The sequence below is a fragment of the Salinisphaera sp. genome, from assembly GCF_002729955.1.
Lineage (GTDB): Bacteria > Pseudomonadota > Gammaproteobacteria > Nevskiales > Salinisphaeraceae > Salinisphaera.
Genome location: NZ_PBYA01000004.1, coordinates 118,784 through 132,912, shown reverse-complemented (window position 1 = coordinate 132,912; position 14,129 = coordinate 118,784). Strand labels below are relative to the sequence as shown.

Below are 14,129 nucleotides of genomic sequence, written 5' to 3'. Positions count from 1 at the left end.
CGAAAAAACGCGAATAAGGCGAAAGACAGATCGATTGAGCCCGGGGATTGCTTCACGGCGCCTGCTTGATTTCTTGTATAACCAGGACGCGATTAAAAGTAAGGGCGGGTACCGGTTAGTCGTTTGTTTTTAAGCTTCGTGGCTGCGGGTTGCGACTCGCGTGGTTTTACGCGCTCGCTTGACCCGAAAAGTCATCGATTCTTTTGTCGCTAGATGCGTCAAAGGCTATCGCAGAGGCGTTCGGCGTTTCGATTGCGGGCGCGCTGCGTTGCGCGTGCGTGCCGACACAAGCGCGAGCCCAGGCTATGCCGTAGTGTCCAGCGCGGCCAGAATGCCCGCCAGCGACTCGCGCGGGATATCACGGGTAATGAAGACCAGTCGCGAGCGTCGATCTTCGTCCGGCCAGGCGTCGAGCCATGTCATGGGGTGAAAGATATGCTGCACCCCGTGGATGACGGCGGGTCGGGCTTCGCCAGTGATATGGATCAGGCCCTTGATACGCAGCATGCGCTCGCCCATGAGCGATACCATCAGCTGCAGCCAGACCTCAAGACGATCGGCGTCGATGGGCGTATCGAAAGTAAAGCAGTGCGCACGCACGCGATCGTCGTGGCGATTCGGATCGTTGGCGACCGACGTCGGCGCAAGCGTGGGTGCCGGGGTCTTAACGGCCGCGCCCAGGCGCAGTCCGGTAGCGGCGCCTGTCTGCGGCGTCTTCACGGTGGGAGTGCTGCCCAGCCAGCGTTCGATATCGGCCCCGTGTGCGCTTTGCGGGTCGATGCCGAGATCGGTCAGCGCGCCGGCATCGACATGGCCGTGGGTCACCGTGATCTGGCGTGCGCCGTGGTTGAGGGCGCCTAGACGTGCGCGAAGCTTGGCCAGCGTCGCGGTATCGGCGAGATCCGCCTTGGTCAGCAGCAGCAGGTCGGCCATGGCGGCCTGCTTCATCGCCTCGTCGTGCGCATCGAGGCTGGCATGACCGTGGACGGCGTCGACGCAAGTCACCACGCCGTCCAGCCGGTAGGCGCGGGCAATACGGGCGTCGGTCATCAGGGTGTGCAGAATCGGCGCCGGGTCGGCCAGGCCGGTGGTTTCGATCACCAGCCGGTCGAAAAAGCGTTCGCCGCCGCGGGCGAAACGCCAGGTGGCATCCCGCAGGGTACGGACGAGATCGCCGCGTACCGTGCAGCATAGACAGCCACTGTCGAGCGCGACGAGTTCGGTTTCGCGGCTGGCGCTGAATAGCTGGTGATCCAGGCCGATTTCGCCGAATTCGTTAATGACCACCAGGGTGCGGTCCATGCCGGGTTGGCGTACCAGCTGGTTCAGCAGGGTGGTCTTGCCGCTGCCCAGGAAACCGGTCAGCAGGGTGATGGGAATGGTCGTGTCGGCGGATGAAGGCATGGGCGGGAGAAGTGGCGGGATGTTTCGGCGCTCGGCCAGTCAGTGTGCCGGATCGGGCGTGTTCAGCTCGGCGGCCGCGCGTTCGAACCAGTCGATGACGGCACGATGGTGGGCCGCTCCATAGACTTCGATGAATCGCCGGGTGGTGTAATCCGCGTCATCGCGCAGCGCGTGCAGCCGTTGTTCGATATAGGCCGACGTCAATGCGATACCGCAGTCGACCGTAATGCAGTGGCGCCACTGTTCGTAGCTGTGGGGGACGACGTCGTTTTGGGCTGTCATGGCGGCCTCTTGCAGCAGGTTAGCGACGGGATAGAGCGAAAGCCCGCCGCATGAGCCATGCGGCGGGCCGGTTCGGGATGCGTCGTATCAGGCGGGTTCGACCACCGCGTTTCGGGATGTGACCAGTTCACCCGGCAAATCCGGCGTGAGGGTGTCGTCGCGATAGTGAATCACCGAACGAATCGCCTGGCCGCTGCGCAACAGGTCGAAGGCCGTATTGACCTGCTCATGGTCCATGTTGTGGGTGATGTACGGGTCCACGTCGATGGTGCCGTTGAGCCATTCATTGACCATGCCGGGCAGCTCCGAGCGACCCAGCACGCCGCCGAAGGCGGAGCCACGCCATACCCGGCCCGTTACCAGCTGGAACGGGCGGGTCGATATTTCTTCGCCGGCGCCGGCCACGCCGATGATGATGCTCTCGCCCCAGCCCTTGTGGCAGCACTCCAGCGCCGCACGCATCAGCTCCACGCTGCCGACACATTCGAAGGAGAAATCCACGCCGCTGTTGGTCATGTCGATGATGACTTCGTGTAGCGGCTCGGAATAATCACGCGGGTTGATGTACTCGGTCGCACCCAGCGATTCGGCCAGGGCGAACTTGTTGGGGTTGATATCGATGCCGATGATACGGCCCGCACCCTGGAGAACCGCGCCCTGGATCACGGCCATGCCGACCGCGCCCAGGCCGAATACGGCGACCGTGTCACCCGGCTGGACCTTGGCCGTATTGCGCACCGCGCCCACGCCCGTGGGTACGGCACAGCCCATGACACAGGCCTTGGACAAGGGCGCGGCCGGGTCGATCTTGGCGACGGCAATCTCGGGCAGCACGGTGTATTCGGCAAACGTCGACGTGCCCATATAGTGGTGCAGCATCTGCCCGCGGTAGGAAAAGCGGCTGCTGCCGTCCGGCATCAGCCCCTGGCCCTGGGTCTTGCGGATGGTCTGGCACAGATTGGTCTTGCCCGACTGGATATAGGGGCAGTTCGGGTCCTCCGGCTGGTAAAGCGGGATCACGACGTCGCCTTCCTTGACCGAGGTCACGCCCTTGCCGACATCTTCGACGATACCGCAGCCTTCGTGGCCGAGAATGCAGGGAAAATTGCCCTCGGGGTCGCGCCCCGAAAGGGTGAACATATCGGTATGGCACAGGCTGGTGGTGACGATACGCACCAGGACTTCGCCCGCCTTGGGGCCTTGCAGATCGACTTCTTCGATCTCGAGCGGGGTGTTGGGCGCCCAGGCGATGGCAGCACGCGTTTTCATTTGCAAACCCTTGGGTTCTGTTAAGGACGTTATAACGTATCAAATCTGTCAATTAAGCTGACCATATCGAGGCTTCGCAGGTAACGGTGCTGGCAGGTCCCGCCGGACGGTGGCCCACGCCCGGCGGTGTCGACTCGCGCTAGCGGTTGACGACCCGGGCGTCGGTCAGACGATAGAGCAGGCCGTCGTCGGTCTGGGTTTCGGCCTGGAGCGTGCCTTCAACGACCACCGGCTCCCAGGCCATCTCCATGGCGCGCTGGGTATGGACATCCACCACGGTGGCCGGGCCGCCCGGCATATGGAAAAAGCACACCGGCGGATTGGCCGAAAGGATGAAGCGGGTCTGGGTCGTGGACATCTGCATGGGCAGCATATAGCCGACCAGGCGCACGCTCTGGCCGAAGCGCTCTTTCAGCGCTGCCGGGTAGGTCGCGGATACGCGAAACTGTTCGTCATAGTCGATCTGGGCCTGCATCAGCGCCGCCCAGCCCAGCACGTTATCGCTGTCGTCGATGCCTTCCAGGGCGCTGGCGTAGTCGTCCACCGCGTCGGGTTCGCGCACGTCGAGGCCGATCTGGGTAGAAACCGAGCCGGCCGACACCGTGAGCGTATCGCGGCCGAGCGAACGGGCGACCAGGGCCAGATCGGTATAGCCGCCGTCGCGGGTCACCGGCTCGGGGCCGACGAGTGCGTTGTCGCGGGTGGAGCTTAAGCTGATGGGTACATCGTCGAGCAGCTCGCCGTCGGCGTCGCGTACCTCGGCGGCCAGATAGACGATGTCGTTCTGAATGGCCGGGATCACGGGCGCGCCGTCGCTGGGGGCGAGCTGTTCGTAGATCAGGTCGATGGAGGCCGGTTCATTCGCCCAGGCGGTGCTGGCGATCAGCCCGATCGCCAGGCCCAGCAGCAGGCTGCGCCAGTGCGCACGCCGATTCATTCGCCGGCCAGCGTCCGGGCGATATCCACCCGATAGGCCTGAATCGCCGGCAGGAGTGCGGCCAGCAGGCCCACGACCACGGCCATCACCAGAAGGCCCCATTCCGCGGGCTGCCAGGCCCAGCCGGTCAGATGAAACAGTTGTGCGTCCTGCAGCCATAAACCCAATCCTTCGGTCACCAGATGTCCGATCAGCAAGCCCAGTGTGACACCGCCGAGCGCGAGCATCTGACCTTCGAGCAGGATATGGCGCAGCAGTTGCACGCGGGAAGCGCCCAGCGAGCGCATCATGGCCAGATCCACGCGCCGGGCTCGCAGGGCGTTGTAAAGCGCGACGAATACGCTCAGCGCGGCGGCTGCGATCATCAGCCCCGCAAAGGCGGCGAGCGTGTCCAGGCCGAAGCCGATCAGCCCCAGCAGGCGGGTGATTTCGGCGACCGGCGCGGCCGCCTGCAGGCTGGAGACGCGGTTGATCAGCCGCGGCAGCGTCAGGGCCGCCAGCGGCGAGTCGGAAATCAGCAGCAGCGCGGTGATCTGACGGCCCGTGGCCGGAAAGTCCGGCTCCAGGACCGACGGCAGCGGCGCCTGCTCGACGGCTGCGTGCGTGTCGTGATGGTCGTGATCAGGAGCGCCCGGCTGTTCGGCATGTCCGTGGGTATGGTCTTCGTCGTGCTCGTGCTCGTGCTCGTGCCCATGGTCATCGGCGGCGTGCTCGTCTTCGTGCCCGTGGTCGTGGCCCAGGCCGCCATGCAGCGCCCAGACGCTGCGCACATCGGTGAGCGCCAGCCGGTCGATCACGCTGCGCGTAGGCGCAAGCACCCCGACCACGGTATAGCGTGAATCCTCGTGGGTATGCCCGCTGGCGGCGAAGCCATGCACGCCGGCAAAGTTGTCGCCCACGGACAGGCCAGTGGCAGCCGCGACCTGGGCGCCCAGCACGGCTTGCATCGGTGCATGCCAGCCGCGGCCACCCGCAAATTCGGCATCGTAGAGCGGCAGGAAATCGTCGCTCGTGCCGACGATACGAAAACCCTGCACGCTGTCGCCGAGCGCAACCGGAATCGCGCGGTCGACCAGCCGGTGGCGGGACCAGCGCCGGGCCTCGGCGAGATCGATATTCCCGGTGGGTGCATCGATATGGTAGATGCTCGATAGAATCAGCTGCAGCGGCGAGCCCTTGGCGCCCACCACGAGATCGATACCGCCGGCATCGCGTACCAGATTGTCCTTGAGTTGAGTCGATGCCAGCAGCAGGACCACGATGATGGCGCTGCCAAGTGCCAGCAGGAACACATTCAACGCAGCCGTAAGTTTCTGATGGCGCAGATAGGCCAGGCTCAATCGCCAGAGATTCATGCCACCACCCTGGTCTCGCCGAGTGTGAGCCGGCGTTCAAAGCGATCGGCGAGACGGCGATCATGGGTGGTCACCACCAGCGCCGCATCTGCGGCTCGGGCCCGTTCGATCAGCAGCGTGGCCACGCGCTCGGCGTTGGCATCGTCCAGGCTGGAGGTGGGTTCGTCGGCCAGGATCAGCCGCGGTTCGTTGACCAGGGCACGGGCCAGGGCCACGCGCTGGCGTTGCCCTTGGCTGAGTTGTGCCGGGTAGCTGGCCTTGAAGGCGACCAGGCCCACGCGTTCGAGCGTATCGTCAATACGGGCCGGATCCGGCGCGAGGCCAGCGAGATAGCGCGCCAGGGCCAGATTCTCGGCCACCGAAAGCGCTGCGATCAGGTGCAGGCTCTGATAGACCAGCCCGATATGGCGGCCGCGAAAACGATCGCGGGCGGCTTCGCTCATGCGTGCCAGCGGCTGTTCGCAGACCTGGATTTCGCCCCGCGTCGGCGTGAGTACGCCCGCTAGTAGATGCAAAAGCGTGGACTTGCCGCTGCCGGAGGGGCCGAGAATCGCCAGCTGTTCGCCGGCGCCCACATCCAGATGCGCAAGGCGTACGACGGGCACGTCGGTATAGCAGTGCTCCAGATCGCGAATACAGAGCATGAATCAACAAGCAGGCCAGGGACGCTATAACGTTACATGTGTTGGGCCTGCGTGTCTTGCCTATTCGCTGCCCAAGGCCAAAAAAAGCCCGGACGCGGCTGCGCCCGGGCCTGTAGGGCAAGTGCCTAGTTGACCACTTCCAGCGGGCCGTGATCGTCGCAGTGATCGCCGTGTGGGTGGTGCAGGTGGCCATCGACGAGGTAGTCGATATGGTCGCCGTGCGGAACCGGCTCGTGGCCGCAGCCGGGGCCGTGCGTATGCGAGGCGTCATGGCAGCCGCAGTCGTGGGCCGGGGTGCACTGCTCCGGATTTTTCTCGGACACCTCGATCACGTGTTCGTCGACGTGATCACCGTGGGGGTGGTGCAGGTGGCCGTCATGCAGATAGTCCACATGGTCGCCGTGGCGTACGCCGGTGTGCTCGCACTCAGGGCCGTGGGTATGCGGATGGGGCTGATGATGGTGGTGATTGCATTCGGTCATGCTGAACTCCTGGGATGGATGATCCGAGGGTGCGTCCGCGCATCAGCGCGAAACGGAATCCTCGGCTGAGTGTTCGAGGGCCGTGATGACGATCTGCAGTACGTGATCGTCGGTCAGCCGGTAATACATATGCTTGGCTTCACGGCGCCTGCTCACCAGCCGCGCGCCGAGCAGCAGCTTGAGCCGCGCCGATACGGTCGTAACCTTCTGGTCTTCCAACGCGGCCAGCTCGGTGACACAGGTCTCGCCGTCGGCCAGCCGTGCCAGCAGGCGCAGGCGATCGGGGTCGGCGAGTGCCTTGAACATGTCTGCGGCAAACGAAAGATCCGCATCGAGCGGCAGCCGTGGCGGCTGGGGATCGACCGAATGTTCGCAGGCGCTGTGTGCTGTAGCCGTCATCTGTATTCTTTCGTTCCATGAATCGATGTAATGATAGATTCAGCGGCTGCTTGATGCAAGCGTTTCGAGAACTCGGAACGGTTTTCCCGTGCGGCCGGGCGAAGGCCTCCCGGTTTACGCCACGCGCGCCAGCACAGCCAGTCCGCAGCGCTTGGCCCCGTGGAAACGCGCCCCTTTATTCGGCCCGCAGGGGCGGGGCGGCGGAGGATGGTAACGGTTCGACATCGCCCGAGAACGCGCGCAGGAAGCGTTCGTAGAAGGCGTCCATCCGCCAGACGGGTGTTGCCGCGCCGGGTGTCATGCCGGTCTGCCACTGCCAGCTGTCGATGGCGCCGAGCACGGCCGGATCGGTTGAGAGGATATGGATCGGCACGTCCCGCGAGGCCTCGCTGCCAGTGATGATGGGGGCCGGCTGGTGGTCGCCGAGGATGACCAGTACCAGATCGTCGTGTGCGCGTTCGGCGACGAACGAGGCCAGGGTGGCCAGCGAATAGTCGATGGCCTCGAGATACTGGGCGCGGACCCGATCGGGATCTTTCCAGACCTCCACCGGCGGATCGCCCGCGCGGGCATACTCGTCGAACACGGTTCCGTCGCCGACCGTGGCCCAGTCCAGCAGCGGCGGAATGGGCACCCAGGGCGCATGGCTGGAAATCAGCGCGGCTTCGATCATGACCGGCTGGCCACTGGCGCGGTCGAGTTCGGCGCGCTGCAGGGCGGCCAGCGTGTACTGATCGGGCATGGTCACCCAGTTGAAGGGCTCGCCTTCATAGCCCAGATCGTCGCTGGCATAGACCCGGTCGTAGCCGAACCAGGCGGCCTCCGGCCAGGCCCGGGTGATCGCCGGCATGACCGCTGCCGTACGCCAGCCGACCTGGCGAAAACGGCGATTGAGCGATACGCGATCGCTGGCGATCAACGCCTCGTAGCGCGGCTGGCTGTCGATCCAGAGCCCGGACAGCAGCGTGCCATGGGCCAGCCAGCTCTGGCCGCCGACGGTCGGTGACGTAAGCCAGCCGCTGCGGGCCGCAAAGCCGGCCTCGCCGATACGTCGTTCGAAATCGCTCAGCCGTGCGCTGACCGTGTCGGCATAAAGCGCGCGCTCGAACAGGGTGCGTCCATAGGATTCCACGAATACGAACAACACGTCCTTGCCCGCCAGACCGGCCAGGGGCGTTTCGGCCCGCGGGGGTGTCGCACGCAGACCGGCTTCGAATCGTGCGGTCTCGGCATGGCGGTTCTGGAACTGGTCGACGTGCATTGCCAGGCGGTCGTAGACCGGCGTCGGCTTGTGCGGACCCAGCCAGGCCGCGACGAGCGTGGCCGCGATGAACACGCCGAGCACCGCCGCCAGCACGCGCCGATCACGCCCACTTGCCTGCGCCCAGCTGCCCAGGGCCAGAAACAAAAGCGTGAGTAACAACAGCAGAACAGCCGCGAAAGCGATCAGCGCCGCGGCGGCCGGTACCGGTCCAACGGCATGGGCGAACACGTTCCAGCCGAACCCCGGCAGCTGGCTATCGCGGCCGAGGTTGAACGGCCGGCCGAACGCCAGGCCGGTGGCCCAGTCGGCCAGGGTCAACGCCAGCACACCGGCAACGATGACCACGAACAGCCCGCGCAGCGCTTTTGCCGGTGCGCGCGGCAGCATCAACAGCGCGCCGAGCAGCAGGGCGGGTTCGATCGTGGCCCAACGCCAGTCGCCACCGGGCAGGCGCGGTACAGCCGCCAGTGCATACAGCAGGGCCGGCGCGATGACTGCGCCGGCTACGGGGGCGAAACGAAAAACGGGCAAAGCGTTCAGCTCCAGGGTCGAGAGCCAGGGGCGGTGGCGGGCGCAGCGGTGCACCGCCCGCGCCAGTGTTTCATAGTCGCTCGGCGGCCGGCGCGACAAGGGTCTTCGACGACGAAGCCCGACGGGCCGCGGCATTGTGCGTTCGCACGTCTTGCATGCGCCAACGGCTGGGCTGGGACCGCTGCGCCGTCGGCAAGCCGGCGTATGCGGCGAATGGCGAATACAACGATTCAAACGCCGAGCGTAGGATCGAAATACAGCCCATGAGCCGGAACCGGCGCCGGTCCCGGTCGGCGGCTGATTTCATGGTAGCTGTTGTGCGGTAAAGATACCGGCATGCGCCCTTGGCGCATGCCGGTTTTTTTTGGCTTAGAAAGCCTGTCGGTGGGCGGCCGGGGCAATCGCGTCCTGGGCCTGATGTTCGCGCCGATAGTCGCGTGGCGGCATGCCGGTCACCTTCTTGAACAGCCGCGAAAAATAATAAGGGTCGTCATAGCCCAGGTCGCAGGCAATGTCTGTGACGCTCCATTCGGTGATATCGAGCAGATAGCAGGCCCGGCTGATCTTCAGGCGCTGGAATGCCTGCATGGGCGTTTGCCCGGTCTGGCGCTTGTATTCGCGAATGAAGTGATAGCGCGATATCGAGCTGGTCGCCGCGACCAGTTCGTCGAGATCGATACGGTCGTGCAGATGCGCCTGCAGCCAGGCCTGGACGCGATCGATATCGAGTGCGGTGCTGCGCTGGCTGTGCTGGCGATGCACCAGCGCCATGAACGACAGAATGCTCTGCAGCAGGTTCGCGGCGTACACGAAGTGATGGTCGCGAAAGCGTTCTGCCACCGCCAGCAGCAGATTCAGGTCGTCGGTCAGGCGCGGATGCAGCCCGACCGGCACGACGAACGTCTCCCGCGTTTCGGCAATCTCATCGAACAGACAGTCCACCGCGGCGCCGCCCAGGTGCGCCCAGTAGATCGACCAGGGGTCGTTACGGTTCGCACAGTAGCTGTGGCGTTCGCCGGCTCGTAGCAGCAGCACGTCGCCCGGGCCGATCGCCTGCTCACGGCCCTCCCGCCGCGCGATCCCTGAGCCGGCCAGACAATAGATGAACAGATGATCGCCCGGATTGCGCCGGCCCATGCGATGGCCGGCAGCGGTGGGGTAGTAGCCCACGCCGTGGGGCAGGCAGTCGCGACAGAGCGGGTTGCCTGCCATGGCATCGACCAGGCTCTGCGGGATGATCACCCGTCGGCCGGTGTCGGGCAGCGGCCAGCGCGAGGTTTCGATACCGGCATCCGCTAGATCACGCATGAAGCAATTTTGTCCAGCCCGGGTCAATTAAAGCCATTTCAGACGGTAGATCAGCATGATCTGATTGGCAATAAATTAGAAATCGGCACGACGGCCCGGCGGTCGATCGTCGTCGAGACATAACAAGAGGACGGAGGAGACGAAATGCTGATGCTCAGCTATTTCGGTCTGTTGGCGAGCCTGGTGCTGCTCGTCGCGCTGACCATGCGCGGTGTGAACATCATCGTGGCCGCGGTCGGGTGTTCGGTGCTGGTGGCCCTGTGCAGCCAGGTGCCGCTGCGCGAGGCCATGCTCGTCGACTACATGGATGGCTTTACCGGATTTTTCACCACCTGGTTTCCGGCCATTCTGCTCGGCGCCATCTTCGGCCAGCTCATGGACGACAGCGGCGCGGCGAAGGCGATTGCGGCCAAGTCACGGCAATGGTTCGGCGAAAAGCGGGCGGTGGCGGCCGTTGTCGGCGCGGCCGCGATCCTGACCTATGGCGGGGTGAGCGTGTTCGTGGTGGGTTTCAGCGTCTACCCGATCGCCTACGAGCTGTTTCGCGGTGCCGATCTGCCGCATCGCTTCATCCCTGTGGCCATGGTGTTCGGCTCGATCTCCTTCACCATGACCTCGCCCGGCTCGCCGGAGGTGCAGAACCTCATTCCCACCGAGTATTTCGGTACCACGCCGGTCGCCGGCGGACTGATCGGCGTATTCAGCGGGCTGCTGATCCTCGTAATCGGCTCCTTGGTGATACGTCGCACCATCGGCCGTGCGGTGGCCGCCGGCGAAACCTTCGATCCGCCGGCTGCTGCGACGGCCGAGGCCGGCACTGACGCTGATAGGCCGGTCCATATCCTGGCCGCGCTCACGCCGATGATCGTGCTCGTGGGCTCGTTCAACGTCTTTTCCTTCGTATTCGATATTCGCGCGGTGGAGGCGCTGCTGGTCGCCATTCTGATCAGCCTGGCGCTTGGGTTCGTGCTGTTGAACCGGCGCCTGCAGGCGCGTATTCGCACGCTCGGCAGCGGCGCCGACAATGCCTTGGTAGCCACTGCCAACACCTGTGCGGTGGTGGGCTTCGGCGCGGTGGTGTCGCAGACGCCGGCCTTCGATCAGATCGTCGATCAGCTCACGAGCATGCCCGGCCTGGAATACGCGGGCCTTGCCATGGCGGTGACCGTGATCGCCGGCATTACCGGCTCGGCCTCGGGCGGGCTGGGGATCGCCCTGCCGATCCTGGCGCCCATCTATCAGGGGATGGGGCTGGACAACGGCGCCATGCACCGTATCTCCGCGCTCGCCTCGGGCGGGCTCGATTCCCTGCCGCACAACGGCTATGTGGTGACCACCATCCGCGTGATCTGTAACGAAACGCATCAGCGCGCCTATCCGGCGATCTTCATGGCCAGCGTGCTGGTGCCGTCCATCGTGCTCGCGATCGCGGTGGTGTTGTACACGATTTTTTGACCCGCAACCGCGGCACAGCCCTGTGCCCGGTTCGCCAGACATTCGTTGATTCGGCGGCTCGAACAGCGCCGACCATTTGAAAGCCAGAAGGTGAATGCCATGACCTCGTCCCAGATCCAGAACATACGCAAGAGTGGCCGCGTGCCGCTGTTCATCGACGGTGAATTCGTCGATAGCGCCACTTCGGAGTGGATTGAGCTGAACAACCCGGCCAGTCAGGAGGTCATCGCCCAGGTACCGGTGGCCACCGACGACGAAATGCAGCGGGCGGTCGAATCCGCCAAGGCCGCGTTCAAGGCCTGGCGCGATGTGCCCACCGTCGAGCGGGTGCGCTATCTGTTCAAGTATCAGGCGCTGCTCAAGGAACGCCAGGAAGACATCGCCAAAGTGCTGGCCGAAGAAACCGGCAAGACTTTTGCCGATGCCATGGGCGATGTCTGGCGCGGGATCGAAGTGGTGGAGCACGGCTGCGGCATGACCACGCACATGATGGGCGAAACCGCTGAGAACGTGGCCCGCAATATCGATACACACAGCTATGTGCACCCGATCGGCGTATGCGCCGGCATCACGCCCTTCAATTTCCCGGCGATGATCCCGCTGTGGATGTATCCGTTGGCGGTGGCCTGCGGCAACAGCTTCATCCTCAAGCCCTCGGAGCAGGACCCGCTCACCCCGGTCATGCTCACCGAGCTGTTCGCCGAAGCCGGTTTCCCCAAGGGGCTGTTGCAGCTCATCCACGGCGACAAGCGGCAGGTGGACGCCATTCTCGATCACCCGGACGTCAAGGCGGTGTCGTTCGTGGGTTCGGTGCCGGTGGCCGAGCATGTCTATCGCAAAGGCACGGACAACCTCAAGCGTGTCCAGGCCATGGCCGGGGCCAAGAATCACATGATCGTCATGCCCGATGCCGACAAGGATCAGGTCGTATCGTCGCTGGTGGGTTCGTCCTGCGGGGCGGCGGGCCAGCGTTGCATGGCCATTTCCGTGGCCGTGCTGGTAGGCGAATCGACCCGCGCCTGGGTCGATGACATCAAGAACGCACTGGCCGATATCCGCCCCGGTGCGCCGGGCGACGAGGGCGCGGCCTATGGTCCGCTGATCAACAAGAAATCGCGGGATCGCGTACGCGATCTGATCCAGGGCGCTTCCGCCGAGGGCGCCGACGTGCTGCTCGACGGCTCGAACTGCACCGTTGAAGGCTATCCCGACGGCAACTGGGTCGGCCCCACGCTGTTCGACAACGTCACCACCGACATGGCGATCTACCAGGAAGAGATCTTCGGCCCGGCCCTGTGCGTGATGCATGTCGATACGCTCGAAGAAGCGATCGAACTGGTCAATGCCAACCCCTACGGCAACGGCACGTCGATCTTCACCAAGTCGGGTGCTGCCGCGCGCAAGTATCAGCACGAAACCGAAGTCGGTCAGGTCGGCATCAATCTGCCGATCCCGGTGCCGGCGCCGTTCTTCTCCTTTACCGGCTCCAAGAACTCCTTCTTCGGCGATCTGCATGCCTATGGCAAGCAGGCGGTGCGTTTCTATACCGAAACCAAGACCGTGCTCTCGCGCTGGCCCGAAGACGATGTGCCCTCAGGGCCGAACATGACGATCAACATGCGTTAAGAGGCAGTCATGGATTTCGAACTCAACGATACCCAGATCGCCCTGCGCGAGGCGGCCGAGGACTTCGCCCGTGCAGCACTCGCGCCCAAGGCCGCCGAGTGGGACGCCGAGGCCTATTTCCCGCGCGAGGTGATCGCCCAGGCCGGCGAGCTGGGCTTCTGCGGGCTGTATACGCCCGAGGCCCAGGGCGGGCTCGGGCTGACACGCCTCGACAGCGCGCTGATCTTCGAAGCCCTGTCCGGCGGCTGTACGTCGACCGCGGCCTACATCAGCATCCACAACATGGCGACCTGGATGGTCGCCACGTTTGGCGGCGACGATGTACGCGATCAGTGGTGCGGCGAACTCACGGCCGGCCAGAAGCTGGCCTCCTACTGCCTGACCGAACCGGGCGCCGGCTCGGATGCGGCATCGCTCAAGACCCGGGCCGTGCGCGACGACGAGCATTACGTGCTCAACGGCAGCAAGTGCTTCATTTCCGGCGCGGGCGATACCGATCTGCTGGTGGTGATGGCGCGTACCGGCCAGGCCGGCGCGGGTGGCATCAGCGCGTTTGTCGTGCCGGCAGATGCGCCGGGCATCAGCTATGGGCGCAAGGAGCCCAAGATGGGCTGGAACAGCCAGGCCACACGCACCATCACCTTCGAGGATGTGCGCGTGCCCGCCGCGAACCGGCTGGGCGAAGAGGGCCAGGGCTTTGCCATCGCCATGAAGGGCCTCGACGGCGGACGTATCAATATCGCCTGCTGTTCGCTGGGCACCGCCCAGGCAGCACTCGATGCCGCCCGTCGCTACATGAGCGAACGCCAGCAGTTCGGGCGCAGGCTGGAGGATTTTCAGGCGCTGCAATTCAAGCTGGCCGATATGGCCACCGAACTGGTCGCGTCGCGCCAGATGGTCTGGCTTGCCGCCAGCCGACTCGATGCCGGGCACGGCGAAGCCACCGCCTTCTGTGCCATGGCCAAGCGCTTCGCGACCGACCGCTGTTTCGATATCTGCAACGCCGCGCTGCAGATTCACGGCGGCTACGGTTATATCCGCGAATATCCGCTGGAGCGTCATGTACGCGATGTGCGGGTGCACCAGATACTCGAAGGCACCAACGAAATCATGCGCCTGATCATCGCCCGGCGCGTGCTCGCCGACCACGACGGCGACATACTGCGATGAGCG

The 14,129-nt window shown here is 64.7% G+C and carries 13 protein-coding genes; 3 read left to right on the top strand and 10 right to left on the bottom strand.

The genetic code is table 11. From position 1 onward, the window contains the following. Nucleotides 1-303 precede the first annotated feature (303 nt). The 10 genes from CMN27_RS01230 to CMN27_RS01185 form a co-directional block, all read right to left on the bottom strand. On the bottom strand, nucleotides 304-1,404 hold the full coding sequence (locus CMN27_RS01230) for a GTP-binding protein (RefSeq protein ID WP_293623580.1): 1,101 nt from the start codon (nucleotides 1,402-1,404) through the stop codon (nucleotides 304-306). Between the two features lie 39 nt (nucleotides 1,405-1,443). Beyond that, nucleotides 1,444-1,686: a hypothetical protein gene (locus CMN27_RS01225; protein ID WP_293623579.1), complete on the bottom strand. Its 243-nt coding sequence runs from the start codon at nucleotides 1,684-1,686 to the stop codon at nucleotides 1,444-1,446. An 87-nt stretch (nucleotides 1,687-1,773) separates the two neighbouring features. After that, nucleotides 1,774-2,955, bottom strand: a complete 1,182-nt coding sequence (locus CMN27_RS01220; protein ID WP_366515375.1) for an S-(hydroxymethyl)glutathione dehydrogenase/class III alcohol dehydrogenase — start codon at nucleotides 2,953-2,955, stop codon at nucleotides 1,774-1,776. A 139-nt stretch (nucleotides 2,956-3,094) separates the two neighbouring features. After that, nucleotides 3,095-3,892 (bottom strand): DUF3299 domain-containing protein, encoded by a 798-nt coding sequence (locus CMN27_RS01215; protein ID WP_293623578.1) that lies wholly within the window; start codon nucleotides 3,890-3,892, stop codon nucleotides 3,095-3,097. Further along, on the bottom strand, nucleotides 3,889-5,247 hold the full coding sequence (locus CMN27_RS01210; protein ID WP_293623577.1) for an FtsX-like permease family protein: 1,359 nt from the start codon (nucleotides 5,245-5,247) through the stop codon (nucleotides 3,889-3,891). Before CMN27_RS01210 ends, CMN27_RS01215 begins: the two co-directional genes overlap by 4 nt. Continuing rightward, nucleotides 5,244-5,891: an ABC transporter ATP-binding protein gene (locus CMN27_RS01205; RefSeq protein ID WP_293623576.1), complete on the bottom strand. Its 648-nt coding sequence runs from the start codon at nucleotides 5,889-5,891 to the stop codon at nucleotides 5,244-5,246. Before CMN27_RS01205 ends, CMN27_RS01210 begins: the two co-directional genes overlap by 4 nt. 125 nt (nucleotides 5,892-6,016) lie before the next feature. Further along, the gene (locus tag CMN27_RS01200; RefSeq protein ID WP_293623575.1) at nucleotides 6,017-6,373 is read right to left on the bottom strand and encodes a hypothetical protein; all 357 of its coding nucleotides are present in this window, start codon (nucleotides 6,371-6,373) and stop codon (nucleotides 6,017-6,019) included. A 42-nt stretch (nucleotides 6,374-6,415) separates the two neighbouring features. Further along, nucleotides 6,416-6,772: a metalloregulator ArsR/SmtB family transcription factor gene (locus CMN27_RS01195; RefSeq protein WP_293623574.1), complete on the bottom strand. Its 357-nt coding sequence runs from the start codon at nucleotides 6,770-6,772 to the stop codon at nucleotides 6,416-6,418. A 175-nt stretch (nucleotides 6,773-6,947) separates the two neighbouring features. Further along, nucleotides 6,948-8,567 (bottom strand): hypothetical protein, encoded by a 1,620-nt coding sequence (locus CMN27_RS01190; protein ID WP_293623573.1) that lies wholly within the window; start codon nucleotides 8,565-8,567, stop codon nucleotides 6,948-6,950. Nucleotides 8,568-8,936: 369 nt separating this feature from the next. Then, a complete protein-coding gene (locus CMN27_RS01185) occupies nucleotides 8,937-9,875 on the bottom strand; it encodes an AraC family transcriptional regulator (RefSeq protein ID WP_293623572.1) in 939 nt (312 codons plus the stop codon). A 150-nt stretch (nucleotides 9,876-10,025) separates the two neighbouring features. On the opposite strand from CMN27_RS01185, the gene CMN27_RS01180 reads away from it, so the two are divergent. From CMN27_RS01180 to CMN27_RS01170, 3 genes are all read left to right on the top strand, one after another. Continuing rightward, on the top strand, nucleotides 10,026-11,330 hold the full coding sequence (locus tag CMN27_RS01180; RefSeq protein WP_366515382.1) for a GntP family permease: 1,305 nt from the start codon (nucleotides 10,026-10,028) through the stop codon (nucleotides 11,328-11,330). Between the two features lie 99 nt (nucleotides 11,331-11,429). Continuing rightward, nucleotides 11,430-12,956 (top strand): CoA-acylating methylmalonate-semialdehyde dehydrogenase, encoded by a 1,527-nt coding sequence (locus CMN27_RS01175; RefSeq protein WP_293623570.1) that lies wholly within the window; start codon nucleotides 11,430-11,432, stop codon nucleotides 12,954-12,956. Between the two features lie 9 nt (nucleotides 12,957-12,965). After that, nucleotides 12,966-14,126 carry an acyl-CoA dehydrogenase family protein gene (locus CMN27_RS01170; RefSeq protein ID WP_293623569.1) on the top strand — a complete coding sequence of 387 codons (1,161 nt, stop codon included), beginning with the start codon at nucleotides 12,966-12,968 and terminating at the stop codon, nucleotides 14,124-14,126. The last annotated feature ends 3 nt before the right edge of the window (nucleotides 14,127-14,129 follow it).

Excerpts from the sequence above, each read along its gene's own strand:
- CMN27_RS01230 (WP_293623580.1), bottom strand. The coding sequence starts at position 1,404 with ATGCCTTCATCCGCCGACACGACCATTCCCATCACCCTGCTGACCGGT.
- CMN27_RS01225 (WP_293623579.1), bottom strand. The coding sequence starts at position 1,686 with ATGACAGCCCAAAACGACGTCGTCCCCCACAGCTACGAACAGTGGCGC.
- CMN27_RS01220 (WP_366515375.1), bottom strand. The coding sequence starts at position 2,955 with ATGAAAACGCGTGCTGCCATCGCCTGGGCGCCCAACACCCCGCTCGAG.
- CMN27_RS01215 (WP_293623578.1), bottom strand. The coding sequence starts at position 3,892 with ATGAATCGGCGTGCGCACTGGCGCAGCCTGCTGCTGGGCCTGGCGATC.
- CMN27_RS01210 (WP_293623577.1), bottom strand. The coding sequence starts at position 5,247 with ATGAATCTCTGGCGATTGAGCCTGGCCTATCTGCGCCATCAGAAACTT.
- CMN27_RS01205 (WP_293623576.1), bottom strand. The coding sequence starts at position 5,891 with ATGCTCTGTATTCGCGATCTGGAGCACTGCTATACCGACGTGCCCGTC.
- CMN27_RS01200 (WP_293623575.1), bottom strand. The coding sequence starts at position 6,373 with ATGACCGAATGCAATCACCACCATCATCAGCCCCATCCGCATACCCAC.
- CMN27_RS01195 (WP_293623574.1), bottom strand. The coding sequence starts at position 6,772 with ATGACGGCTACAGCACACAGCGCCTGCGAACATTCGGTCGATCCCCAG.
- CMN27_RS01185 (WP_293623572.1), bottom strand. The coding sequence starts at position 9,875 with ATGCGTGATCTAGCGGATGCCGGTATCGAAACCTCGCGCTGGCCGCTG.
- CMN27_RS01180 (WP_366515382.1), top strand. The coding sequence starts at position 10,026 with ATGCTCAGCTATTTCGGTCTGTTGGCGAGCCTGGTGCTGCTCGTCGCG.
- CMN27_RS01175 (WP_293623570.1), top strand. The coding sequence starts at position 11,430 with ATGACCTCGTCCCAGATCCAGAACATACGCAAGAGTGGCCGCGTGCCG.
- CMN27_RS01170 (WP_293623569.1), top strand. The coding sequence starts at position 12,966 with ATGGATTTCGAACTCAACGATACCCAGATCGCCCTGCGCGAGGCGGCC.